Genomic DNA, 24,668 nt, shown 5'->3' with positions numbered 1-24,668 from the left:
TTAGTTCTTATCTTTTTCCAACGTAAACAAAAAATCCTGAATCAAATCCTTATTATCTTTAGGCCCAGGATTTGCTTCAGGATGGAACTGAACTGAAAACACAGGAAGGGACTTATGTTTTATACCTTCTACAGTGTTATCATTAACATTTAAGTGGGTTATCTCCATTTCCGGGGGAACATTTTCATTTTTTAGGGCATAACCGTGATTTTGAGAAGTAATACTAACTTTTCCTGTAATAAGGTTTTTTACAGGATGATTAATTCCTCTGTGGCCAAATTTCATTTTGAATGAATCAAATCCCTGGCTAAGACCAATTATCTGGTGACCAAGACAAACACCGAATACAGGAATGTTAGAAGAAATAATACTTTTAACAGTTTTTATAACATCTGGAACGCTTTTAGGATCTCCGGGTCCATTTGATAGAATTACTCCGTCAGGATTGTAGCTAAGTATTGTTTCTTTATTTGTATTTGCGGGAACCACAACTATACCAGCGCCCTTTTCTGAAAGATAATGGATTAGACTTTTTTTGCAACCTAAATCTAAGATAACAAGTTTAAATTTATTTCCTGGGATGACATAAGGGTTAGGGGTTGTAACTTGCATTACCCAGCTTTCATTTGAATCACTATTATCAAAATTGAATTTAGAAATGTTATTTTGGCTATCATTATGATTAACATTACATATAATCTTGGCCTTCATGGTGCCTTTATTTCTGATTAACCTGGTTAATTTTCTGGTATCTATCCCTGATATTCCTGTCAAATTACAATCTTTAAGATACTCGTTTAAACTGACCCGACTTCTATAATTACTTGGATTGTCGCAGTTTTCTTTTACCACGACACCTTTTAAATTAGGTTTAATAGACTCCATGTCGTCTTTATTGATACCGTAATTTCCGATCAGAGGGTAAGTAAATGTAACAATTTGATTACAGTATGAGGGATCAGTTAATGTTTCTTGATATCCTGTCATTGAGGTAGTAAATACAATCTCTCCTTCGCAATTTTCTTGTTTTCCTATTGCTTTACCATGAAATGTAGTTCCATCTTCTAAATACAGTACTGCTTCCACAAAAAAACCCCCTTTCTAAAGTTTGAAATATAATCTATACTTCATCGGCAAGGATAATTGCTTCTGATAATTCTTTTAAGGAGATACATTTATCCATTGCCTGCTTTTGTAATTTTCTATAAGCCTCATCTTCTGGTAAATTATATTTTTTCATTACTATACCTTTTGCTCTTTCAACTAGTTTTCGTTTTTCAAGTGATTTCTCAAGATTTTCTTTTTCTGTTTTTAATTTTTTAAAGCGTTCAAAGTTTATTAAAGATGATTCAACAGTTGGTATAAGATTTACTTCTGAGATGGGTTCTAACAAAAAGGCCAAAATACCACTATCTCTAGCTTCTTCAACAAACTTTGGGGTCAATTCTGATAGTATCAATATTACTGCAGCTATCTCATCCTCAGCAAATACTTTTAATAGTTCTAAGCTGGTAGTTGTTTTGTTTGAAGCGTCAAATAATATTAAATCTGGTACTTTTCTTCTTATTAACCTTAGACCATCCTGACCTACAGGTCCAGTTTCTATATTGCCGTACCCATACTTTTGCAAAATCCCTATAACCTGTTTATCTAATTTATCATTTTCTGTGAGAAACACAATTCTATTCTGCTTCATGACAGAAAACCTCTTTTCATAATTTGATCTAGCAAATATAATTCAAAATGTTTGCCTACACAAAAAAACGGGAGGAGGGGTTATTTGAAACCCCTTCACCCTAAATTGTGGATCATTAATTAAAACTTGGTTAGATACTGATCTATTTCCCACGGATGTACCGTGATAGAATAATCTTCCCATTCTAGCATTTTGGCTTCCACGAATCTTTCATAAACATGGGGCCCTAATGCATCTTTTATTACCTCGTCTTCTGATAGGGCTTCTATTGCTTCTTTAAGGTTTGTTGGCAATTGTGATATACCTCTTTTTTCCATCTCAGCTTTATCCATTTCGTAAATGTTTTCAATTGTTGGGGCAGGAGGGACAATTTTATTTTTTATGCCTTCAAGCCCAGCTTTTAACATTACAGCAGTTGCTAGATAAGGGTTACAGGATGGGTCTGGGTTTCTCATTTCTACTCTGGTAGATACATCTCTTTTGGCAGGAATCCTAATTAATGGACTTCTGTTTTTCTCACTCCATGCTATATAGACTGGAGCTTCATAGCCAGGTACAAGCCTTTTGTAAGAATTAACAGTAGGGTTAGTGATAGCTGCGATAGCTTTAGCGTGTTTAATTAACCCACCAATAAAGTATCTGCATTCATCACTTAATTGATTTTCTCCATTTGGGTCAAAAAATGCATTTTCCCCATCTTTAAAAAGACTCATGTTTGCATGCATTCCTGATCCGTTAATTCCAAAGATAGGTTTTGGCATAAAGGTAGCATGAAGGCCGTGACGTTTGGCTATTGCTCTTACAACATATTTGAAGGTCATGATATTATCAGCTGTACTTAAAGCATCATCATATTTGAAGTCAATTTCGTGCTGTCCTGGTGCAACTTCGTGGTGACTTGCTTCTATTTCAAAGCCAAGATCCTGTAAAGTAATTACCATATCTCTTCTTGCATCTTCCCCGTGATCAACTGGTGCTAGATCAAAGTAACCAGCCTGATCATGTGTATCTAATGTAGGTTTTCCTTCAGATGAAGTGTTGAAGAGGAAAAACTCTGCTTCAGGTCCAACATTCATCGTATAACCCATCTCTTTTGCCTCATCTATTATTTTTTGTAGATTGCTCCTTGGGCAGCCGATAAAAGGTTTGCCATCAGGAGTATAAACATCACATATCATTCTAGCTACAGCAGTACCTTCAGTTGAACGCCAGGGAAAGAGGACAAAGGTATTTGGATCTGGACGCAGATACATATCGGATTCTTCTATTCTTACAAAGCCTTCTATTGATGAACCATCAAACATCAATTCTCCTTCCAAAGCTTTGTCAAGCTGTTCCGGAGTTATTGCTATGTTCTTAAGCACCCCTGTTATGTCCGTAAACTGAAGTCGGATAAATTTAACGTTTTTCTCATCAACTAATTTTTTGATTTCATTAATATCCATGGTTAAACCACTCCTTTAAATAAAATTTTATAAAAAAAGTGTCCTTAAAAGGTTAGAGTATACTAGTACCTTTCAAGGACACCTTTGCCCTCTAATCAAGTTATTTGCTAAATTTTAGTTTAAATTTAGTTACTTGGGTTGTTTTCTTAGTGCGCCCTTGCACCAAAAAAACGAACGTTTATTTAATTTTTGCTTATTTGTTAGGTTTTACTTGATTAAACTTTATCATGTGGCAAACTAATTGTCAAGGGAAAAATTCATAATAAATAAAATTGGTCAATGTCCAGTACGGTCGTAACAACACGTCGCTGCCAAAAAAATTTTAAAAAATCGGAGTTATAGGCTATGGAGAAAAATAAAATAAAAAAAGTTTGACATTGGAAATAAACCAATGATATACTTTTTTAAACTAGAACACCTAAAAAGCGAACGATATAATTTTACGCTTCACCATTATTCGTTCGTAAAAAGACGAGGTGATAGTATTGGAATTTTATCAGAAAGTCCCATCAGGTTGCGCTATAGCTGGTATTATGAATACTGAAGCAATGTCTTTTTCAGGTAACAAAATTATGGATTGTATAGAAGTGATGCATGATCGTTCTAATGGACTAGGTGGAGGTTTTGCTAGTTATGGCATATATCCTGATCTAAAAGATTGTTATGCTTTTCATCTAATTTATGATGATGAGCCAAGTAGGGTTGAAACCGAACAGTTTCTGAGGAAATATTTTGTAATGGTTGGTGGAGAGACAATTCCTACAAGAAATACCGCTAAAATAAGAACATCTCCAATGTTGTGGCGTTATTTTCTAAAGCCGATGGAGCACTTAGTTGAGGAAATAGATGAAGAAGAATTTGTAGTTAGACGTGTCATGGAAATTAACACGGGTATTAAAGGAGCTTTTGTTTCTTCTTCAGGTAAGAATATGGGAGTTTTTAAAGGGGTGGGTTATCCCGAAGATATAGGTGAGTTTTTTATGCTTGAGGAGTATCATGGTTATTTATGGACGGCTCATGGTCGATTCCCTACAAATACTTCTGCCTGGTGGGGTGGTGCTCATCCTTTTAGTTTACTTGATTGGAGTGTTGTCCACAATGGTGAGATATCATCTTATGGAACGAATGCTAGATATCTAGATACTCAAGGTTATCCCTGTACGTTAGAGACAGACACTGAGGTTATAACTTATGCAGTTGATTTATTGATGCGTAAGCATTCTTTATCCTTAAAAGATATGGCTTCAGTCCTTGCTGCACCATTTTGGGATAAAATTGATAATATGGAGCCTTCAGTAAAAGAACATCTAACTAAACTTAGGATAATCTATAAAGATCTTTTATTAAATGGCCCTTTTGGAGTTATTATTGCAAATACTGATATGATGATTGGTCTAACAGATAGAATCAAATTACGTCCCTTAATAGCAGCCCAGAAAGACAATTGGTATTATATTTCCACTGAAGAGGCAGCTATTAGAAAAATTGAACCAAAACCAGAAGAATATACTTATTCTCATGCAGGTAAGCCGCTATATGCTACTCTAAAAAATAAAGATAAAAAAGGTGATAAAGGCACAAAAATATCTCAGGGTGCTAGACTGAAAGGGGAGCTAAATGATGATAACAAATAATTTTCCTCCCAAGTATAAACTAAATATAAATGAAAACTGCAACAAATGTAAAAGGTGTGCCAAGGAATGCAGCTTTGATGTTTTTACTTTTGATGAAACAGAAAATAATATTGTGGCATACAATAAAAATTGTGTAGCTTGTCGGCGCTGTGTCTTAACCTGCCCACAAAATGCTATTGAACTTTCTGAAAACAAAATTGCATTTAACTCTCACTTTAATTGGGATTATAAAACTCAAAATGATATTCATAAGCAGTCAGATACTGGTGCCAAACTATTAACTTCTGTTGGAACAGGTCTTTCGCACAAAAATATTTTTGACCACTTACTACTTGATGCCTGCCAGGTAACCAATCCTTCAATTGATCCTTTGAGAGAGCCTATGGAACTTAGAACATTTGTAGGTAGAAAATCAGATAATATCTCAGATGAAATAGGGCCACAGCTGCAGCTTGAAACACCTATTGTATTTGCTGCGATGAGCTTTGGCGCATTAAGTCTCAATGTTCATAAAGCTTTAGGTAATGCTGCTAGAAAAGCCGGAACCTGTATGAACTGTGGTGAGGGTGGGCTGCATCCTGATATGGTAGAGTATGGCCCTAATACTTTTGTGCAGGTAGCTTCAGGTAGATTTGGTATTGATAAAGAATATTTAGAATCTGGTGCAGCTATAGAGATAAAAATCGGCCAGGGGGCAAAACCTGGGATTGGAGGGCATCTGCCTGGGGAAAAAATCGACAAAGAAATTTCAAAAACAAGAATGATACCTGAAGGTTCTGATGCTATTTCGCCGGCCCCTCATCATGATATCTACTCTATAGAGGACTTAGAGAATCTTATATATTTGTTAAAAGAAGTTACAGAGTATAAAAAACCTGTAGGAGTCAAAATATCAGCAGTTCATAATGCACCGGCAATAGCAACAGGAATAGTAAGAGCAGGTGCCGACTTTGTCGCAGTTGATGGTCTAAAAGGTGGAACAGGTGCAACACCTGCTACTATAAGAGATAATGTAGGAATACCAATAGAACTGGCCATATCAAGCATTGACAAACGATTAAGGGAAGAGAAAATTAGACATAAAGCTTCTATAATAGCGTCAGGAGGTATTAGATCAAGTGCTGATATTTTGAAAATAATAGCACTTGGTGCTGATTGTGCTAGCATTGGTACCGCAGCTCTGATTGCCCTTGGTTGTACTGTATGTGAAAGCTGTCATACTAATAAGTGTGCCTGGGGGATAGCAACTCAAAAACCAGAACTTACTAAGCGTTTAGATCCTGAAGAAGGTGGCGAAAGAGTCTATAATTTACTACGAAGTTGGAGCCTTGAGATGAAAGAACTTCTTGGATCTTTGGGAATCACCTCAATTGAAAGTCTTAAAGGCAATAGAGAGAGGCTTAGAGCATTGGATTTGGACAGTTATACCATGGAAACCCTTGGTGTAAAAGGGGCTGGGAGGTGAAATGAATGAGTAACAATTTGACTTCAGAAAAGTCTATGTTGATTTGTGGGAAAGATAAAAATTATAAAGATCTTAACGTGGAGATACGAAAAGCTGTAAAGGAAGTAAATAAACAGAATATTGAGCTTAAAAATATTTTTGGGCAAAGATATATTGGTGCAGGTCTAGAGGGAAATATAAATATCAAAATAAATGGAGTGCCGGGTAATAATCTAGCAGCTATGTGTGATGGGCCGAAATTTGAAGTTTTTGATAATGCTCAGGATATGGTTGGAAATACAATGAATGATGGTGAAATTATTATCTACGGCCATGTTTCAGACACACCGGGAATTGCCATGCGAGGCGGGAAAATTTTTATTCGTGAACAGGCAGGATACAGAGTGGGTATTCATATGAAGGCTTATAAAGATAAGATACCTGTACTTGTAGTCGGTGAAAATACGGGAGATTTTTTGGGTGAATATATGGCCGGTGGAGTTCTCATTGTATTAGGGCTAAACACCCCTCAGGATAAGAGTCCTGTTGGAGATTATGTTGGTACAGGTATGCATGGTGGCACGATTTATATCAGGGGGCATGTAGATGAAGACCAACTTGGAAAAGAAGTTTCCAAAATAGAATTAAATGACAAAGACAAAAAGATATTAAAAGATAATATAGAAACCTTTTGTAATTACTTTGATAAAGACCTAAATAAACTTATAGACAGTGAGTTTATTAAATTAGAGCCGGTAAGTACCAGACCATATGGCAGATTGTATGTAAGTTAATACAAATCTATAATTTAATTGGGATTTTTAAGTTTTTGGCTCTGTTTTAGTTCATTTTTGATTTTATTTATAACACCTGCTAGCTACCTAAGTGAGCTTATAATTTGCGAGATTTTTAGCAAGTTTCCCCGATACGTTGGTAGCTAGGCAGATGCTATGAGATCACCAACAATGAACTCTAATAGAGCCTATTTTTTAATAGTAATATTATAATCTTTAAGCCAGGTGTTAACTTGGCCCAAATGGGCAAGCAGTTGAGGACCACTCATCAATTGACCAAAAAACGGCGTCTTCATAGAATCTCCTTTTGAAGTGACCAGCTCTTTGATGTTATTTTTGTCCATGAATTCTAAAATTGGGGCGTTTTTATCCTGGAGTACTTCATTATCAACCCAGGAAGCAACTATATTTTTGTATATTGGGTTATGGGTCTTAGGGTAAGGATTTTTTTTGCGATATAAGACTTTGTGGGGTAATACGTCTTCCGTGGCTTTTCTTAAAATCCACTTTTCTGTATCGTCTTTTTGTTTCATCTCCCAGGGTATGTTCCAAACATACTCCACCAACCTGTGATCAGCGAAGGGAACCCTCACTTCTAAACTAGCATCCATACTCATACGGTCTTTTCTATCTAGTAATGTGGTCATAAACCATATTATATTCAAATATGAGATCTCACGTCTTTTATCAGCTGCTTTATTTTCTCCATCAAGATAAGGTGTTTCCTTTAAAGTTTCGTTGTATTTAGTACGTATATATTCCTCAAGTTTTAATTTTTCTTTCCACTTATTATTAAGAAGATATTCTCTATCTTTTATAGAATCCATCCACGGAAAATAAGGCCTATTCATAAGTTCCTCTTTATAAAACCAGGGGTAGCCGCCAAATATCTCGTCGGCACACTCACCAGAGAGGGCAACTGTAGCATCTTTTTTTACCTTTTCGCAAAACCACAATAGAGAGGAGTCAATATCTGCCATTCCTGGCATATCCCTTGCATATACAGCTCTTTTTAGATAATTCGTAAGTTCATTTATTGATATTATTTTGTTTTTGTGTTTTGTACCAAAAGTTTCTGAGACTAATCGAATCCAGGGCATATCACCTTCTGGTTGAAAACTATTTTTTGTAAAATATTTATCATTATTTTCGTAATCAATTGAATAAGTTTTTAAGGCGTTTTTGTTATCTCTTTCAAATGCCTCAGCTGTAAAGGCTGTTAAAATACTAGAATCAATTCCTCCAGATAAGAATGTACATACAGGAACGTCAGCCACAAGTTGTCTTCTTACTGTATCTTGAAGGAGATCATGTAAGTCCAGTGCGGTATCTTTGATACTTTTGTTGTGAGGCTTACTTTTTACCTGCCAATATCTCCACATTTTAATTTCTTTATTTAGATTACATATCATGGCGTGTGCGGGCCTTAATTCATCTAATTCTTCGAATATCCCACATCCGGGTGTCCTAGACGGACTAAGGGCAAAAACATCTCTTAAACCTTCTAAATCAACACTAGTATCTATCAGTCTATTTTCTAATAAGGCCTTTGGTTCTGATGCAAAGAAAAAGGAATTATTCTTATTAGAATAAAATAATGGCTTGACACCCAATCTGTCTCTAGCTAAAAATAATCTCTTTTTTCTTTCATGCCAGATGGCAAAAGCAAATATACCATTAAGTATTTCAAGACATTCTTCTTCCCATTCTATATATGAGGTTAAGAGGACTTCGGTATCTGAATGGGAATTAAATTTATAGCCCTTGTTTTTAAGCTTTCTTCTAATTTCCTCTGTATTATACAGCTCACCGTTATAAACTATAGTGTAGGTAGAATCTTTTTCTTTTTTTGTCATAGGCTGTTTTCCAAACTCAGGATCAACCACTTCTAACCTTGTGTGACCGAAAGCGATATTTTGATTTGACCAAATATTAAAATCATCAGGCCCCCGCTTCATTAACCTGCCTGTCATTTTTTTAATTTCTTTTTTTTCTTCTGACATATCTTTTCCGGGATAAAGCCAGCCAACAATACCACACATAAGCGAACACTCCTAACATTAATTAGACTATCGTTCGTTGTTCTTGCTTATAAATTCTATTCATCTAACTGCTGTCTTGTGAAAAAGATATAAAATTTTAACAGATTCAGGGTTTGTTACGTAATATAATAAGCGAGCTAAATTAAACAAATATTAAACCTAAAAGCAATTTGAAAGGAATAGATGTTATGTGTGGTTTTATTGGTTATGTGACAGTAGATAATCAAAATGGATTAATTAATAGAAAAATATTAAATGCATCTGATATGCTAGTCCATAGAGGGCCTGACAGTTCTGGCTTTTATAGTGATGACTATGTTACTTTTGCATTTAAAAGGCTAAGTATCATCGACATTGAAAAAGGAAATCAACCTCTTTCTTATCAGAATCAAAGATATTGGATTGTTCTAAATGGAGAGATATATAACTATCTTGAATTGAAAAAATTACTAAAAAATCCAGAATTAAAAACAGAATCAGATACGGAAGTTGTCCTTGCTCTTTATAGTGAAATTGGAGATAAAATGATTGAAAAATTAAGAGGGATGTATTCTTTTTTAATCTGGGATAAAAAAGAGAAAAAACTTTTTGGAGCAAGAGACCCTTTTGGAATTAAACCCCTATATTATTTAAAGACTAATAATGGTATATTATTTTCATCAGAAAAGAAGGCTCTACTTGACCTTTATGATAGTAAAGTAAACCCAGTAGATACGACTACCCTCCAGCATTATTTAACTTTTCAATATCCTCCAGAGCCTAGCACAATATATAGAGATATTAAAAAAGTACCACCAGGAAATTCTTTTTCTTTTTGTCCTGAAAGAAATGATATAAAGCTCTCTTTTAATAGATATTTTACCCCTAGTTTTAGGCCTAATGACAGTTTTTTAAGTGATGAAAAAAAATTGTTTGACCTGATTAAAGAAAAAATTTTAGATTCAGTAAAAATACACATGAGAAGTGACGTTCCTGTGGGTGCTTTTCTTTCAAGCGGGATTGATTCAACTGCAATAGTTGCATTAGCCAAAAAATTTCATCCTAAGATAAAAACTTTTACCAGTGGATTTGAGAGCCAGTTTTATAATGAAGCTGATATTGCAAAAGAGACTGCAGAAGAATTAGGAGTGGAACACTATACAAAACTTGTCACAGCCGAAGAGGTAATGGAAGATTTGCCTGAAATAATCTGGCACATGGATGATCCGGTTGCTGATCCTGCTGCAGTTCCTTTATATTATGTAAGTAAGGAAGCTTCAAAACATGTAAAAGTTGTACTCTCAGGTGAAGGAGCAGATGAGCTTTTTGGAGGGTATAATATATACCGTGAGCCTAGAGATTTAAGTATTTTTAATAACTTTCCCGGACCTGTTAAAAGAAGCTTGTTTTATTTATCAAAGGTTTTGCCTGAAGGTACTAAGGGAAAAGATTTTATAAGAAGAGGAGCAACTCCTCTTGAAAAAAGGTACTACGGAAATGCGAGGATATTTAGAGAAGATGTAAAACATAGAGTTTATAAAAGATATAACCGGGAAATCTCTTACTATGACATAACAGCGCCTATCTATAAGGAAATAACTGCTTTTGATGAATTAGCCAAAATGCAGTACGTAGATCTGAAAACATGGCTTTCAGGTGACATACTAGTAAAAGCCGACAGAATGACTATGGCTCATTCTCTTGAACTTAGAGTACCTTTCCTTGACAAAAAGGTTTTTGAAATTGCTTCAATGATTCCGCCAGAATGGAAAGTAACTGATCAGACAACAAAGTATGCACTCAGAAAAGCTGTGGAAGATGTGATACCAAAATCAATATTATACCGGAAAAAATTAGGCTTTCCAGTACCTATAAGATATTGGCTAAAGGATACGATGTATGAATGGGCAAGAGACCTGATTAAGGAAAGTGGTACCGATTATTTGTTTAATAAAAATGAGGTATTAAAATTATTAAATTCACACCGGAAAGGTCCCCATGACTACAGCAGGAAGCTATGGACTATAATAACTTTCATGATCTGGCATAAAAATTTTGTTGAAGGAAAAAAACCAATAAAGAATAGTAAAGAGTCAGGTAAAATAAAGATAAAAAAATAAAAATGAGAATTCCTTGACAATTTTTGTCTTATGGATTAAACTTAAGGTACTCAAGGTGCGATGATGTATTTTGATATTAGAGGGCAAAGAGGCCTGTATAATCTCTTTATAATTAAAGAGATTTACAGGCCTTTATTATTTTACTATTTATTTAATGAATTGGAGTTGATTCAAATGAAAATTACTATTTGTCAGCTTAACCCTTTTATAGGTGATATTAAAGGAAATTATGAAAAGATAGAAAAAGCATTAAAAAGTGATACTACAAAATCAACGGATTTAATGATTTTCCCAGAGTTATTTTTAACTGGTTACCCCCCAAAAGATCTTCTGGAAAAAGGTTGGTTTATTGAAAAAATAAACGAATATATAGAAGAAGTAAAGAGATTGTCTAAAAACTACCCTGATTTAGGAATATTGTTTGGTACTCCTATACTTTCTAGCGAAAGAGTAGGAAACAAACTATATAATTCGGCATTATTAATATCAAATGGTAAGGAGATTTTTAGATATAACAAAAAGCTATTACCAACTTATGATGTATTTGATGAAAAGCGTTATTTTAAAGAAGCAGAAGAAATCAAGCCCGTAACATTTAAAGGTCATAAAATAGGTATAAATATCTGCGAAGATATGTGGAACGATTACCAGCTGTGGACGGAGAACAAGTACCAGATAGATCCTATAGAAGAACTAAGTAAAAAAGGGGCTGACTTGTTTATAAACATTTCAGCATCACCTTATTATTTAGACAAAGAAAATTTAAGAAAAAAGATAATTCAAAGCCATGTGTCAAGGCACGATTCTATGTTTATTTTTGTTAACCAGGTAGGAGGGAATGACGAGCTAATTTTTGATGGCCAAAGTCTATTTATTAATTTAAATAACTATGTGATGGAACTACCAGCCTTTGAAGAAAATATAACTACAATTGATATAGAAGAAAATAAATACCAAAAAATGTCCGATTATTCTAAGAAAGATACGGTAGAAAGCATAAAGGTTAAAAATTTACATGATGCACTGCTGCTTGGAATAGAGGATTATTTTAAAAAATGCGGTTTTAAAAAAGCTTTAATAGGTCTTTCTGGAGGGATAGATTCAGCTGTAACATGCGCTATGGCCAAAAGAGCCCTCGGCAGGGAAAATGTTATGGCAGTCTACATGCCTGGGCCTTATTCTTCAAAAGAAAGCTGGGTTGATTCTGAAGAATTAGCGAAAAAGCTAGAGATAAATTTTGAAGTGATTAATATTAATGAAATTTATGACACCTTTCTTAATTCACTCTCACATATTTTTGAAGGTACAGAAGATAATGTGGCTGAAGAAAATATTCAGGCAAGAATAAGAGGTAATATATTAATGGCTATATCTAATAAATTTGGGCATTTGCTTCTTACAACAGGTAATAAAAGTGAGCTTGCGGTAGGTTACTGTACTCTGTATGGAGATATGAGTGGGGGACTTGGAGTTCTTTCAGATGTTCCAAAAACAATGGTTTACCAACTTGCAAATTATATAAATAAGGATAAAGAAATAATCCCAAATAATATTATTAATAAAGCACCATCAGCAGAATTAAAGCCAGACCAAAAAGATGAAGACAGTCTGCCGCCTTATGATCTATTAGACAATATATTATATTATCATATAACTCTTCAAAGTTCACCTTCAGAAATAGCTAGGCAGTTAAACATAGATTTGACTTTGGTGAAAAATATTATAAAAATGGTTGATAAAAATGAATATAAAAGACAGCAAGCTCCTCCCGGGCTAAAAATTACTTCTAAAGCTTTTGGTTCGGGAAGAAGAATGCCTATTGCGGCGAAATAATAAAAGCTGTCACCTTGAAAATCGGTGACAGCTTTTATTATTCTGATAGGTTATTAATTACTGCCTGCTGCTCCTTTTACCTGGAAGTCCGCATAACTTTCAATACCGTGTTCTTCTATGTCAAGCCCAGTTGTTTCTTCGGCTGCAGAAACTCTAAGCCCTATTGTAGCATCTATAGCTTTGAATAAGACAAAGGTCGTTGACATGACCCAAACTGCTATTGCTACAACACCTATTAACTGAACTCCTAATAGACCAGCACCGCCACCGTAAAATAATCCACCATCTGTGGCAAGAAAACCTACGGCAATTGTACCAATTGCACCACATATTCCGTGTACACCTGCAGCCCCTACAGGATCATCAATTTTTAGAACTCTATCTATGAACTCTACTCCATAAACTATTGCAAATCCTGAAAGAATTCCTATAATTGCTGCTCCAAAGGGACTAACGATATCAGCCCCAGCCGTAACTCCAACAAGGCCTCCAAGAGCTCCATTTAGAGCTATACTTACATCTGGTTTACCATACTTAGCCCAGGTAACAAACATACTTACAACTGCACCAAAAGCTGCTGACAAGTTAGTGGTAACAAAAATATGTGCTATGCTTTCAACTGCCATACCTGATAAGGTGGATCCCGGGTTAAAGCCAAACCATCCAAACCAGAGAATAAACACACCCAAAGCCCCAAGTGTCAAACTATGACCTGGTATTGCATTAGGCTTTCCATCTTTTGTATATTTTCCGATCCTTGGTCCAATAACCATAGCTCCAATCAATGCTGCCCAACCACCCAAAGAGTGAACTACTGTTGAACCTGCAAAGTCATGAAAACCAAGTCCTGCTAGCCAGCCGTCTCCCCAAATCCAGTGTCCTGCAACTGGATAGATAAGAGTTGTAATGAAAAAACTATATATTAAATAAGCTATAAACTTTGCTCTTTCTGCCATTGCACCGGATAATATAGTTGCTGCAGTTGCAGCAAAGACTGTTTGAAAGATTAGGAAAGCATATAATGGTATATCTACTAATCCTTCGTAACTTCCTCTTGAAAAAAGATCTATCTGCCCAAAAATCCCACTTACACTTGCCCCAAACATTATACTAAATCCAATAGTCCAGTACATAATCGATCCCACAGAAAAATCCATTAAGTTCTTCATGATAATATTACCAGCGTTTTTTGCCCTTGTGAAACCTGATTCAACCATTGCAAATCCTGCCTGCATCAAAAATACAAAAACTGTAGCTATTAAGACCCATACGGTATCAACCGCAATTGAAACTTCACCTATATCCATAAAAATCTCCTCCTTAGTCTTAAAATTAAAGAGCGTTGTAACCTTCTTCGCCAGTCCTAACCCTGATGACGTTTTGAACAGGATAGATAAATATTTTACCATCGCCGATTTGACCTGTGTTTAGAACTTTTCTTGCAGTTTCAGTCACTTTTTCAACCGGTACTTCACTTACCACAACTTCTACTTTTGTCTTGGGTAAAAGATCTATTGTGTATTCACTACCTCTATAGACTTCAGTTTTTCCTTTTTGAAGCCCACATCCAAGTACTTGAGAAACCGTCATACCAGTGATTCCTATTTCGTTTAGAGCGTCTTTTAAATTTTCAAACTTACTTTGGCGCGTTATTATTTCTATTTTTGTAATTTCAGCCATTACTTTCACCTCCTATTTTTATAATTAAAATTTTTTATAAAAAAAGGCCTATATATTCTCTTGTCAAAAAAGAGAATATATAGGCCTCTTTGCCCGGTTAATACTTCCTCGTATCGTTAGATAATAAAATTGTAATGAGTATTTTATAATTTGCCAAAATTAAAAATGCCTACGTCTCAAAAAACTAAATGAGGACTGTAGGCTTCTTCACCCAACTTATAAATACTTCCTTGTATTTGTAAGTCATAATTATCAATTTTTATTAATCTGTGTTTATGTTAAGTCAATTATAACAGGAAAATAATCTTTGTCAATGACATAAAATACCATATCCTATAAAACAGGATTATAATTTATCAACTTACAATAATATTTATTAAACCTACACAGTACATCAAAAGGATAAAAACAGTGTCCAAACCTATACCGAATATATTCCTTTGGGATCTGTAAGTCACACCTATAATAAGTATCGCTGTCATTACTACAGTGATAATTCCTGAAATTAAATGAGTTTTGCTTGCTGACAATAATAATGGCCCCTGTAGGTAAAATAAGTCTACTAAGAAGATCAAGCCGATATTTAGTAGATTAGCACCCAGAATATTCCCAACAGCCATGTCAACTGCGCCTATTCTAGCAGCTGAGATTATTATAACTATTTCTGGTAAAGTTGTACTAATTGCAATAAAAATTGATCCGAACAGCGATTCTTTTAACCCAGTTTCTATTGCAATTAAATTACCTGTATCTGCAAGTCCTCTTGAGGCTAAAATTGCTACTATAGCTGATGATACAAAAATTAAAATATCTTTTTTTGAAACTCTTTTTAAATCTACTTTATAGTTGTTTTTTGTGGTTGTATCATTTTCATTATGTACTACCTCTTGAATGTTTTCATGTATTAAACTTTCATTGTTTCTTCTTTTCTGATCACGGCTAATAAATCTTATCGTTGAAATATAGATTAGTGCGATTATTATGGATTCAACCCCGATAAACCCTATTGAAGGGATCCATTCTAAACTCATACCTAGAAGTGCTACTCCGACCATAACTATATAAAGCCCGCTCGTCAATATATGTCCTTGTTGTAGGCTTCTTGAGAGTTGTTTTTTACCGGAAAAAAAATCTATAAAAATAATAATAGATAGGTTCAACATATTACTGCCAAATAAATTACCCATGGCTAAATCTACTGCCTCTATACTGGCTGCTCTTATCCCAACAACTACTTCTGGAATTGAAGTTATAAGAGGAAGTGTTAAAGCTCCTATCCATAGGCCACCAATACCTGTTTTTATAGCAATTTTGTCTGCTGTTTTGGATAGTGTTGCCCCTGAAACAAATATCAAAATAGATAGTAAAATAAATACAATCCATAAAATAAGCATAGGTTACCTCCATTAGTTGTAAATATTAAAGCTTATGTGAATAGACTTTTGTAGTAAAGTCATTATTATTCTATTTACACATTACTATTCTATAATAAAAACAAAGAAATTTTAAGATAAATAAAAAATGAATGATCATTCAGAGGATTTTTTTTGCAAAGGTAGAATAAAAACATAATAAAGGTTTTTATAATTATAGAATATAAAGGAGAGATGTTTTTAATGAAGGTTACAGCTTATAATGGAAGTCCCAGGGGAGAGAAGGGGAACACAAACGTTTTAGTACAAGAGCTTTTAAAAGGAGCAGAAAAAGAAGGAGCTTCAATTGGTAATCACTTTTTAAAAGATTACACAGTTAACAGTTGTCAAGGATGTTTTCACTGCTGGACAAAAACTCCAGGAAAATGTGTGATAAACGATGACATGAATGATTTGTTGCCAGAATTTTTGGATTCAGATATAGTTGTTCTTGCCAGTCCTCTTTATGTAGATAATATTACAGCGATACTTAAACTCTTTCTCGAAAGATTGATACCGATGGCTGAACCTTTCTTCGAAAAAGATCAAGAAGGCGAATGCGTTCATCCAAAAAGATATGATAAGAGTCCTAAGATAGTGGTAGTTTCAAATAGTGGCTTTCCGGAACTAAGTCATTTTCAAGTCTTAGAGCTATTGTTTAAGCGTGTGGCTAGAAATTTTGGCACTGAAGTGGTAGGAGAAATCTACAGGGGAGCAGGGGAACTGCTTAAGGTTGAACATCCAATGTTAAAAGAACAAATGACTAAGTACAAAGAGCTGTTACAGAATGCAGGCAAGGAACTTGTTAATGAAAATAAAATTCTAGATAAAACGCAAGCTGAATTAAACAAACCCTTAATTCCTCACGATGAATATATTAAAATGGCAAACAAATACTGGAACAAAAAAGTTAACGAATAGATTATATTACAATTTTATGGTATAATTTCTGACGAAGCAGTATTAAAAGGAGAATTATATGGACGAAGAAAAACGTTACCTGACTTATTCAGATTATTTAAAAAGCAAGTATGGGGAAAAAGTATATAAACTTCCGGTAAATCTTCCTGGAACATGTCCAAATAGGGATAATTTTATAGGAAGTAGTGGCTGTATTTTTTGTGATGAAGAAGGTTCCGGGTTTGATCTTCTTCCAAATTCGTTGGCTATCAAAGAACAAATTGAAAAAAATAAAAAATTTTTTTCCCAGAGGTTTAAAGCAAAAAAATTTATTGTCTATTACCAAGCCTTTACTAATACCTATTGGCCTCTTGACAAATTTAAATCTTTTGTTGAAGTAAGTGGAGAAGTTGAAGATGTAGTTGAAGTATCTGTATCAACAAGACCGGACTGTATTAGTGATAATTACCTTGATGTATTAAAATCTTTGAGTGAAAACAAAAATCTTGATATTAATATTGAGCTTGGGCTTCAAACGATTAATTACCATACTTTAGAGAAAATAAACAGAGGTCATACCCTGGCAGAGTTTGTGGATGCAGTAAAAAGAAATAAAAAAAGAGGCTTTGCCACTTGTGTTCATTTGATTATAAACTTACCCTGGGACAATATGAATGATGTTGTAGAATGTGCTAAGCTAATGTCAGCACTTGAGGTAGAGCAGGTAAAATTACATTCACTCTATATTGTAGAAGGTACAGTACTGGGTGAGATGTATAAAAATAATGAATTTGAAGTAATTTCTTTAGATGAATATGTAGAAAGAGTAATTAACTTTATTGAACATCTTTCAAGTGATATAGTGATTCAGCGCCTGGTGGGGAAAGGTCCTAAGAATAAACTCCTTTTTAACAATTGGGATAGAAGCTGGTGGCACATAAAAGAAAGGATAGAAAAAACATTACAAGAAAGAAATACTTGGCAGGGGAAAAAATGTAACTATCTTAATGGAAGGGCCCTTAATAAATTTCAGTAAAGACTTAATATGATAGGAGATGGAATAATGAAAGAAGCAAAATTTGTTACTGGTATTTTATTAACACTGGTTTTTATATTTATCTTTCAGATAGCAGCTGGCTTTACTGAACCTTCAAATGATGACAGAAATATATTAGAAAAAGAACAAGCAGAGAAAGAAAAGCAAGAACAAAATGGTAAAAAACACAGTATAAAAGGATTATCAGTTGGCGATAAGGTGAGTGATGTAAAAGCAGTTTTGGGGGAACCTAGAAGAAAAGATGAAAGCGAACATGATTTTGATTGGTATATATATAATGAAAAGTACAAGGAATATTTGCAGGTAGGTATAAAAAATAACGAAGTAGTAGCTCTTCTAGGCACCCCAAGTGTTATTAATTCGCCCCAAAAAAATTATAACAATATTAATAGAGAAGATGTACATAGCTATTATGGTGACCCTAATTACAAAAGTGAACACAAGGATGGTTACGCAATATCTAGCGATGGTGATAATGTAGATTATAAAATTGGGTTTTATTATGATAGTTTTGATAATGATCAAGTTTATTTAGCTAAAATACTTAGCGATAATTATCCATTGTTTTCATATAATAATTACGGTGATAAAAGTCAAGAGTACTTTCAGGATATGGAGAAACAAATTATTGACCAGATAAATGTATTACGATCAACTAGAGAAAAGTCTTCTTATTATGCCCATGAAGGTTTGAATGAATTGGTTAGAACTTTTAGTCAAAGCATGGCAGAAAATAATCATAGTTTCTCTGATATAGTAGATTCAAACCTTGACATAGAAGATTGGAGTATAAACATTGCAAAAGGTCAAAATAATGCTTTAGAAATTGTGAATTCTTGGCTTAACTCTCCATCAAATCATAGAGAAATAATTTTTGAAGATTTTACCTTTGCTTCTGTAGGGACTACAAAAACCGAAGATGAAGAAATATCAACTATTCTGAAGGCTGTAAGTATAGAAAATAATGAAGATATTGATATTTACGTTGATGGTAAAAGGCAGGAATTTGAACGCTTGCCTAGAGTCGTTGATGGTAGTGTTATAGTACCTTTGGGTACTTTGTTCAATAGGTTAGATGTTCAAATGGAATGGGAACCAGAAACTAAAACTATAATAGCCAAAAAAGAAGGTAATACACTAAAATTACAAGTAGACAAAAAAGAATATTATTTTAATGATAAAAAAGAAAAGTTAAATACTCCCGTAGAGGAAATAGAAGATGTGATTTTTGTACCTCTTCGAGTAATAAGTGAAAACTTCGATTATAAAGTTACGTGGAATGCGGACTATAATTTGATTATTATTGAATAATAACCAAGGGGCCTTTCATAAGGCCTTTTTTTGTTTACGGCTTATATTTATTAATTTGTGTGGAAAGGAATTTTTATTATTGAAAGATAATGATTATTATAAAAAAGAAAAGACTTTTCGCGTGGCCTGGATAATAAGTTTAATCGGTTCTTCTATTACAGTTTATGCTTATATTGTTAGTGGATCTGCTACTATTTTTGCAGATCTATTTCGTCGTAGTACAGAACTACTTAGTATGTTCATTTCCTGGTTAATATTTGTCAAAATTAATAAAAAATCTAATATTAAGCCTGTTTATTTTACATCCAAATTAGAAAATGTTTCAGGTCTTCTTATTTCTTTTGTTATGTTTTTTTCATTTATTCTTATCTCGATTAATACTATTGAAGAGTTTATGTCACCTAAACCAGTAGGATGGATAATCCCAGGCCTTTTGCTAGCTGTTTTTGGAGTTATAATAAATAGCTACTTTTGGAGAAGACATACTAAATTTTCTAAAGAAGAGTCAAGTCCAATTATTGAAGCTCAAAGAAGATTATATCGTTCAAAAACGATGGTAGATGCCAGCGTAGTTATCACTTTGATTACTTCTAAAATTTTTGAATCTTATCACTGGCATTTATATATAGATCCAATAGGCTCTGTGATAGTAGCTGCTTTTATACTATTTTCAGCTATTAAAGTTTTTTCAGAATCGATAGGTGTTTTCTTTGATTAATTTTATTTTATCTTTTAATAGTGCAGGAATTTATCCAATCGCAAAAGAATCTGAAGTTAATATCATTTATCTAAAATTTCTTAATTTTCAAATACTAAAAATAAGGAGGTGGCTTATTTGCCTTCGCTAATGCCTGTTGTTAAGAGAAGGGATATAATGCCTGATTACCTGAATACTCCGGTTGGAGTGCTTTTAGAACATCATAACTTGGGAAAACAAGAACTTTCCTATAAACCTGGTTCACTATTGATAGGTATGTGTATGGATAACAGAAAAAGCATTAATATGCCGGAGAATTTTGCTTATGTTATTAGAACCGGTGGAAGTAATATGATGGAGGTTGAATTTAAAATTTCATTTACTATTGCTCTTGGAAAAGTGAATGCTGTTGCCCTAATAGCTCATAATGATTGTGGGATGGTTGATCTATTATTAAAAAAAGATGATTTTGTTAAAGGGTTGGTTGATAATGGAGGTTGGAGTGAAGAGCAGGCAACAGACCATTTTGATAAATATGCTCCTAAGTTTGAAATTGAAAATGAAATAGAATTTGTTTTTAAAGAGTCAAAAAGATTAAAATCAATATTTCCTCCGATTTTAATAGCACCGTTATTTTATAGCATAGAGGATAAATTACTGTACCAAGTTGTTGAAGATTGATCATTATATAAAATTTAGACTTCGCAATCAGTAAGTTTTGTGATAAAATCTTTAAAAGGAAATAGGGGGGTAGGGGCGAATTTTTTAGGGTAAAATGTAATAATTTACTTAACATTAGTAATAATTCTGAAATAAAACTTTTATTGTTAGGGAAAGGAGAGTCTGGTTTTGTCGGGTTTAATTTGGAACGAAAAGTATGAATGTATGGACAGAGAAGAACTTAAGAAACTTCAATCAAAAAGATTAAGAAATGTGGTTTATAGGGTTTATAACAATGTTCCGTATTACCGCAAACTTTTTGACGAGAGAGGTATAGAGCCCGGGGATATTAAAGGAGTAGATGACCTACACAAGTTGCCTTTTACTACCAAAGATGCTTTGAGAGAAAATTATCCATACGGATTATTTGCCGCGCCATTATCCGAAATTAACAGGACTCACGCTTCATCGGGTACTACCGGGAAACCAACAGTTGTTGGCTATACTAAACATGACTTAGAAGTCTGGGGAGAACTGATTGCTAGAATGGCTACTCAGGCTGGAGTCACTAAAGATGATGTAGTACAGGTTAGTTATGGTTATGGTTTATTTACTGGAGGTCTTGGTTTTCATTATGGTCTCGAAAAAATAGGAGCTGCTATAATTCCTGCCTCTGTTGGTAATACCAGCAGGCAAATTATGTTGATGGAAGATTTGGGTGCTACAGTTTTAGCTTGTACGCCTTCATATGCACTTTATATGGCAGAAGTTTTGGAAGAATCAGAATATAGTAGGCAGAATTTGAACATAAGATTAGGTCTTTTTGGAGCTGAGCCATGGACGGAAAATATGAGAGAACAGCTTAAAGCAAAATTAGATATAACTCCGTCAGATAATTATGGTCTTAGTGAAATAATTGGACCTGGAGTATCTGGAGAATGTCCGTCCTTCAAAGGACTTCATATAGCAGAGGACCATTTCATTCCAGAGATTATTGATCCAGAAACCGGAGAAAATTTAGAACCTGGAGAAGAAGGTGAACTAGTATTTACAACTATTACAAAAGAAGGTTTGCCTGTAATTCGCTACAGAACCAAAGATATATCTACCCTATGGGACGAGCCGTGTGAATGTGGTCGTACCTCAGCTAGAATGAACAAAGTAACTGGCAGAACTGATGATATGATAATTATCAGAGGTGTAAATGTATTTCCTTCACAAATAGAAAGTGTACTTATGGGTGTTAAAGGAATTGCACCGCACTATCAAATAATAGTTGACAAAAAAGGACATCTTGACGATTTGAGTGTAGTTGTTGAACTAGAAGAGGAATTATATGCAGGTGGCTTGGATATAAAAGCTATGGAAAACAAAATTAGAAAGAAGTTAAACTCTGTTTTGACTATTGATGTTAAAGTAAAACTTGTGGAACCAAAAACAATTGAAAGAACAGAAGGAAAGGCTAAACGTGTTATTGATAAAAGAACACTAAATGTCTAAAAGAGATATTTCTTTATAAAGAAAATAACTAGCAATCAATGCTGTTTGGAGGGGAAAAGATGAACTATACTTTGTTATCCGGGAATGAAGCTATCGCCCGTGGTGCTTTTGAAAGTGGCGTCAAGGTTGCTGCTGCTTATCCAGGAACTCCTAGTACAGAAATCTTGCAAAATGTTGCAGAGTATGAGGATATATATGCCCAGTGGTCATCTAACGAAAAAGTAGCATTAGAAGTAGGGATTGGAGCTTCTATTGGTGGAGCTAGAACCCTTGTGGCAATGAAACATGTTGGGGTAAATGTGGCGGCAGATCCTTTGATGACTCTGTCATATACAGGTGTTAATGGGGGGTTGGTACTCGTATCAGCTGACGACCCTGGTATGCACAGTTCTCAAAATGAACAGGATAATCGACGTTTCGCAAAATTTGCTAAAATACCCTTACTAGAACCATCTGATAGTCAAGAGGCGAAAGACTATGTAGGTAAAGCTCTTGATATTAGTGAGAGATTTGATCTTCCGGTGATGCTTCGGGTTACTACCAGGATATCTCATGCACTGACAGGAGTTAATTTAGAAGAACCTAATGAGGGCAACTTAAAAGAATACAATAAAGACAAAGAAAAATATGTAATGATACCTGCGTATGGAAGGAAAAGACATGAAGTACTTGAAAACAAACTTGTCGATATGAAAAGCTTTAGTGAAAATTCTAGTTTGAACCAAATCGAGTGGGGAGACAAAGATATTGGAATAATAACATCTGGAATATGTTATCAATATGTTAAAGAGGCTTTGCCTGGTTCTTCTTGTTTGAAGCTTGGTTTTACACATCCTTTACCTGAAAAATTAATTAAAGAATTTGCAAGCAAAGTTAACAAATTATATGTTGTTGAAGAATTAGAACCATATATGGAAGAAAAGATAAAAGCAATGGGGATAGAAGTTATTGGCAAGGAAGTATTTCCTCTAAACGGTGAAATAAGCGCATCTATGATTCAGGAAAAAATAAAAGGTGAAAAAGAATTTGAAACTATTCAATTAAGTGATTATGATGAGGATGAAATTCCAGCCAGGCCTCCCGTTATGTGTCCTGGTTGCTCACATAGAGGAGTCTTTTATACTCTCAAAAAATTAAAACTTATAGTTACTGGAGATATAGGTTGTTATACTCTTGGTTGTCTCCCACCTTTGGAGTCTATAGATAGCTGTGTTTGTATGGGGGCAAGCATTGGAAAAGCCCTTGGAATGGAAAAGGCTAATCCAGAGCTAAAAGGTAAAATAGTAGCAGTTATTGGCGACTCAACGTATTTTCACTCTGGCTTAACAGGCACCTTGGATGTGGCATACAATCTTGGATCATCAACTATAATAATTCTTGATAACAGAACAACGGCCATGACAGGACATCAAGATCATCCTGGCACAGGAAAAACTCTAAAAGGAGAAGAGACCAAAGCTGCAAGTCTTAGTGAAGTTGTAAAAGCTATGGGCGTTGACCGTGTAACTATTGCTGATCCTTCAAACTTAGAAAAGACAAAAGAAATTGTCCAAGAAGAGGTGAACATATCAGAACCCTCTGTAATAATTTTTAGAAAGCCATGTGCTCTATTAGAAAGAAAAAAGGATACACCTTATGTTGTTGATGAGGATAAATGTGTCTATTGCAAACTTTGTCTGAACCTTGGTTGTCCTGCTCTAATGAATGATGTTGAAGAAGAAAAAGTTCAAGTAGAAAAAACCATGTGTACTGGCTGCAGTTTATGTGAACAGGTATGTAAAAAGGGTGCTATCAAGAAAGCAGGTGATACAAATGAATAAAGGATCTGACATTTTACTTGTTGGAGTCGGCGGACAGGGAACCATATTGGCCAGTAGAATTTTAGCCCACGTTGCTCAGGATAATAATTTAGAGGTCAAAATCTCTGAAGTGCATGGAATGGCCCAAAGAGGAGGTAGCGTTGTTACTCACCTCAGAATGGGAGATAAGGTTTATTCTCCGCTTATTCAGAAAGGACAAGCAGATGTTATACTTGCTTTTGAACAATTAGAAGCCTGGCGTTGGCTTGGGTATTTAAGAGAGGGCGGGATGGCTGTAGTTAATACACAGGTAATCAGCCCCGTACCCGTAATATCAGGATACCAAGAATACCCTGACAATATAATAAATAGATTAAAGAAAAACGTTGATAAAACTTTAGAAGTTGATGCGCTAAAATTAGCTGAACAGGCTGGAAATGAAAAAACAGTTAATGTTGTCCTGTTAGGAGTGCTTGCCAGACAGTTAGAATTTGAGAAAAATTACTGGGTTAGAGCCCTTGAAAGTATTATACCTGAAAAAATAATTGAGCCAAATAAAGAAGCATTCATGTTAGGTTATAATCATACTTAATTTAAGTAAAATTCTAGTGCAAAAAGTCTACTCATTTTGCACCAGAATCAAGTATTAAAAATGGTTTTCTCAA

At 34.4% G+C, this 24,668-nt stretch carries 20 protein-coding genes; 13 read left to right on the top strand and 7 right to left on the bottom strand.

All coding sequences use genetic code 11. The annotated features are described in order from the left end of the window. From carA to glnA, 3 genes are all read right to left on the bottom strand, one after another. A complete protein-coding gene (carA, locus tag ACONDI_RS06995) occupies window positions 1–1,086 on the bottom strand; it encodes a glutamine-hydrolyzing carbamoyl-phosphate synthase small subunit (RefSeq protein ID WP_241080749.1) in 1,086 nt (361 codons plus the stop codon). Between the two features lie 34 nt (window positions 1,087–1,120). After that, a complete protein-coding gene (locus tag ACONDI_RS06990; protein ID WP_241080748.1) occupies window positions 1,121–1,696 on the bottom strand; it encodes an ANTAR domain-containing response regulator in 576 nt (191 codons plus the stop codon). A 119-nt stretch (window positions 1,697–1,815) separates the two neighbouring features. After that, a complete protein-coding gene (gene glnA / locus ACONDI_RS06985) occupies window positions 1,816–3,141 on the bottom strand; it encodes a type I glutamate--ammonia ligase (protein ID WP_241080747.1) in 1,326 nt (441 codons plus the stop codon). Window positions 3,142–3,620: 479 nt separating this feature from the next. On the opposite strand from glnA, the gene ACONDI_RS06980 reads away from it, so the two are divergent. The 3 genes from ACONDI_RS06980 to ACONDI_RS06970 are packed head-to-tail and all read left to right on the top strand — an operon-like array spanning window position 3,621 to window position 7,013. Further along, window positions 3,621–4,775 (top strand): class II glutamine amidotransferase, encoded by a 1,155-nt coding sequence (locus ACONDI_RS06980; protein WP_420848189.1) that lies wholly within the window; start codon window positions 3,621–3,623, stop codon window positions 4,773–4,775. Continuing rightward, complete coding sequence (locus ACONDI_RS06975; protein WP_420848188.1) at window positions 4,762–6,240, top strand: glutamate synthase-related protein; 1,479 nt, start codon at window positions 4,762–4,764, stop codon at window positions 6,238–6,240. The genes ACONDI_RS06980 and ACONDI_RS06975 overlap by 14 nt, the downstream gene beginning before the upstream one ends. A gap of 5 nt (window positions 6,241–6,245) precedes the next feature. Further along, the gene (locus tag ACONDI_RS06970) at window positions 6,246–7,013 is read left to right on the top strand and encodes a GltB/FmdC/FwdC-like GXGXG domain-containing protein (protein WP_241080744.1); all 768 of its coding nucleotides are present in this window, start codon (window positions 6,246–6,248) and stop codon (window positions 7,011–7,013) included. Window positions 7,014–7,201: 188 nt separating this feature from the next. Here ACONDI_RS06970 and asnB (ACONDI_RS06965) read toward each other — a convergent pair whose 3' ends face one another. Further along, window positions 7,202–9,055, bottom strand: coding sequence for an asparagine synthase (glutamine-hydrolyzing) (asnB, locus tag ACONDI_RS06965; protein ID WP_241080743.1), 1,854 nt, complete (start codon window positions 9,053–9,055; stop codon window positions 7,202–7,204). Window positions 9,056–9,243: 188 nt separating this feature from the next. On the opposite strand from asnB (ACONDI_RS06965), the gene asnB (ACONDI_RS06960) reads away from it, so the two are divergent. Both asnB (ACONDI_RS06960) and ACONDI_RS06955 read left to right on the top strand, forming a co-directional pair. Further along, window positions 9,244–11,154: an asparagine synthase (glutamine-hydrolyzing) gene (asnB, locus tag ACONDI_RS06960; RefSeq protein WP_241080742.1), complete on the top strand. Its 1,911-nt coding sequence runs from the start codon at window positions 9,244–9,246 to the stop codon at window positions 11,152–11,154. 174 nt (window positions 11,155–11,328) lie between these two features. Next, window positions 11,329–12,987: an NAD+ synthase gene (locus tag ACONDI_RS06955; RefSeq protein ID WP_241080741.1), complete on the top strand. Its 1,659-nt coding sequence runs from the start codon at window positions 11,329–11,331 to the stop codon at window positions 12,985–12,987. A 53-nt stretch (window positions 12,988–13,040) separates the two neighbouring features. On the opposite strand, the gene ACONDI_RS06950 is transcribed toward ACONDI_RS06955, so the two are convergent. From ACONDI_RS06950 to ACONDI_RS06940, 3 genes are all read right to left on the bottom strand, one after another. Further along, window positions 13,041–14,294 carry an ammonium transporter gene (locus tag ACONDI_RS06950; protein WP_241080740.1) on the bottom strand — a complete coding sequence of 418 codons (1,254 nt, stop codon included), beginning with the start codon at window positions 14,292–14,294 and terminating at the stop codon, window positions 13,041–13,043. A 25-nt stretch (window positions 14,295–14,319) separates the two neighbouring features. Then, window positions 14,320–14,667, bottom strand: coding sequence for a P-II family nitrogen regulator (locus ACONDI_RS06945; RefSeq protein ID WP_277397818.1), 348 nt, complete (start codon window positions 14,665–14,667; stop codon window positions 14,320–14,322). Window positions 14,668–15,023: 356 nt separating this feature from the next. Further along, complete coding sequence (locus ACONDI_RS06940) at window positions 15,024–16,061, bottom strand: sodium:calcium antiporter (protein WP_241080739.1); 1,038 nt, start codon at window positions 16,059–16,061, stop codon at window positions 15,024–15,026. A 222-nt stretch (window positions 16,062–16,283) separates the two neighbouring features. Here ACONDI_RS06940 and ACONDI_RS06935 point away from each other — a divergent pair, with 222 nt between their 5' ends. From ACONDI_RS06935 to ACONDI_RS06900, 8 genes are all read left to right on the top strand, one after another. Further along, complete coding sequence (locus tag ACONDI_RS06935) at window positions 16,284–17,000, top strand: flavodoxin family protein (RefSeq protein ID WP_241080738.1); 717 nt, start codon at window positions 16,284–16,286, stop codon at window positions 16,998–17,000. Between the two features lie 58 nt (window positions 17,001–17,058). Beyond that, on the top strand, window positions 17,059–18,015 hold the full coding sequence (gene mnmL / locus ACONDI_RS06930; protein ID WP_241080737.1) for a tRNA modification radical SAM protein MnmL/YtqA: 957 nt from the start codon (window positions 17,059–17,061) through the stop codon (window positions 18,013–18,015). 27 nt (window positions 18,016–18,042) lie between these two features. Further along, a complete protein-coding gene (locus ACONDI_RS06925; protein WP_241080736.1) occupies window positions 18,043–19,347 on the top strand; it encodes a stalk domain-containing protein in 1,305 nt (434 codons plus the stop codon). A 79-nt stretch (window positions 19,348–19,426) separates the two neighbouring features. Continuing rightward, window positions 19,427–20,065 (top strand): cation diffusion facilitator family transporter, encoded by a 639-nt coding sequence (locus tag ACONDI_RS06920; protein WP_241080735.1) that lies wholly within the window; start codon window positions 19,427–19,429, stop codon window positions 20,063–20,065. A gap of 117 nt (window positions 20,066–20,182) precedes the next feature. Then, complete coding sequence (locus ACONDI_RS06915) at window positions 20,183–20,725, top strand: carbonic anhydrase (protein ID WP_241080734.1); 543 nt, start codon at window positions 20,183–20,185, stop codon at window positions 20,723–20,725. Window positions 20,726–20,929: 204 nt separating this feature from the next. Continuing rightward, the gene (locus ACONDI_RS06910; protein WP_420848187.1) at window positions 20,930–22,204 is read left to right on the top strand and encodes a phenylacetate--CoA ligase family protein; all 1,275 of its coding nucleotides are present in this window, start codon (window positions 20,930–20,932) and stop codon (window positions 22,202–22,204) included. A gap of 59 nt (window positions 22,205–22,263) precedes the next feature. Further along, window positions 22,264–24,024, top strand: coding sequence for an indolepyruvate ferredoxin oxidoreductase subunit alpha (gene iorA, locus ACONDI_RS06905; RefSeq protein ID WP_241080732.1), 1,761 nt, complete (start codon window positions 22,264–22,266; stop codon window positions 24,022–24,024). Beyond that, window positions 24,017–24,595 (top strand): indolepyruvate oxidoreductase subunit beta, encoded by a 579-nt coding sequence (locus tag ACONDI_RS06900; RefSeq protein WP_241080731.1) that lies wholly within the window; start codon window positions 24,017–24,019, stop codon window positions 24,593–24,595. Before iorA ends, ACONDI_RS06900 begins: the two co-directional genes overlap by 8 nt. The last annotated feature ends 73 nt before the right edge of the window (window positions 24,596–24,668 follow it).

It is taken from the genome of Natranaerofaba carboxydovora (assembly GCF_022539405.1).
In the GTDB taxonomy this organism is placed as follows: domain Bacteria; phylum Bacillota; class Natranaerobiia; order Natranaerobiales; family Natranaerofabaceae; genus Natranaerofaba; species Natranaerofaba carboxydovora.
The sequence above is the reverse complement of the archived record's forward strand: the minus strand, read 5'-3'. Positions and strand labels throughout refer to the sequence as shown.

What these genes read in the sequence shown, in the direction of transcription:
- ACONDI_RS06990 (WP_241080748.1), bottom strand. Translation starts at nt 1,696, where the DNA reads ATGAAGCAGAATAGAATTGTGTTTCTCACAGAAAATGATAAATTAGAT.
- glnA (WP_241080747.1), bottom strand. Translation starts at nt 3,141, where the DNA reads ATGGATATTAATGAAATCAAAAAATTAGTTGATGAGAAAAACGTTAAA.
- ACONDI_RS06975 (WP_420848188.1), top strand. Translation starts at nt 4,762, where the DNA reads ATGATAACAAATAATTTTCCTCCCAAGTATAAACTAAATATAAATGAA.
- ACONDI_RS06970 (WP_241080744.1), top strand. Translation starts at nt 6,246, where the DNA reads ATGAGTAACAATTTGACTTCAGAAAAGTCTATGTTGATTTGTGGGAAA.
- asnB (WP_241080743.1), bottom strand. Translation starts at nt 9,055, where the DNA reads ATGTGTGGTATTGTTGGCTGGCTTTATCCCGGAAAAGATATGTCAGAA.
- asnB (WP_241080742.1), top strand. Translation starts at nt 9,244, where the DNA reads ATGTGTGGTTTTATTGGTTATGTGACAGTAGATAATCAAAATGGATTA.
- ACONDI_RS06955 (WP_241080741.1), top strand. Translation starts at nt 11,329, where the DNA reads ATGAAAATTACTATTTGTCAGCTTAACCCTTTTATAGGTGATATTAAA.
- ACONDI_RS06950 (WP_241080740.1), bottom strand. Translation starts at nt 14,294, where the DNA reads ATGGATATAGGTGAAGTTTCAATTGCGGTTGATACCGTATGGGTCTTA.
- ACONDI_RS06945 (WP_277397818.1), bottom strand. Translation starts at nt 14,667, where the DNA reads ATGGCTGAAATTACAAAAATAGAAATAATAACGCGCCAAAGTAAGTTT.
- ACONDI_RS06940 (WP_241080739.1), bottom strand. Translation starts at nt 16,061, where the DNA reads ATGCTTATTTTATGGATTGTATTTATTTTACTATCTATTTTGATATTT.
- ACONDI_RS06935 (WP_241080738.1), top strand. Translation starts at nt 16,284, where the DNA reads ATGAAGGTTACAGCTTATAATGGAAGTCCCAGGGGAGAGAAGGGGAAC.
- mnmL (WP_241080737.1), top strand. Translation starts at nt 17,059, where the DNA reads ATGGACGAAGAAAAACGTTACCTGACTTATTCAGATTATTTAAAAAGC.
- ACONDI_RS06925 (WP_241080736.1), top strand. Translation starts at nt 18,043, where the DNA reads ATGAAAGAAGCAAAATTTGTTACTGGTATTTTATTAACACTGGTTTTT.
- ACONDI_RS06910 (WP_420848187.1), top strand. Translation starts at nt 20,930, where the DNA reads ATGGACAGAGAAGAACTTAAGAAACTTCAATCAAAAAGATTAAGAAAT.
- iorA (WP_241080732.1), top strand. Translation starts at nt 22,264, where the DNA reads ATGAACTATACTTTGTTATCCGGGAATGAAGCTATCGCCCGTGGTGCT.
- ACONDI_RS06900 (WP_241080731.1), top strand. Translation starts at nt 24,017, where the DNA reads ATGAATAAAGGATCTGACATTTTACTTGTTGGAGTCGGCGGACAGGGA.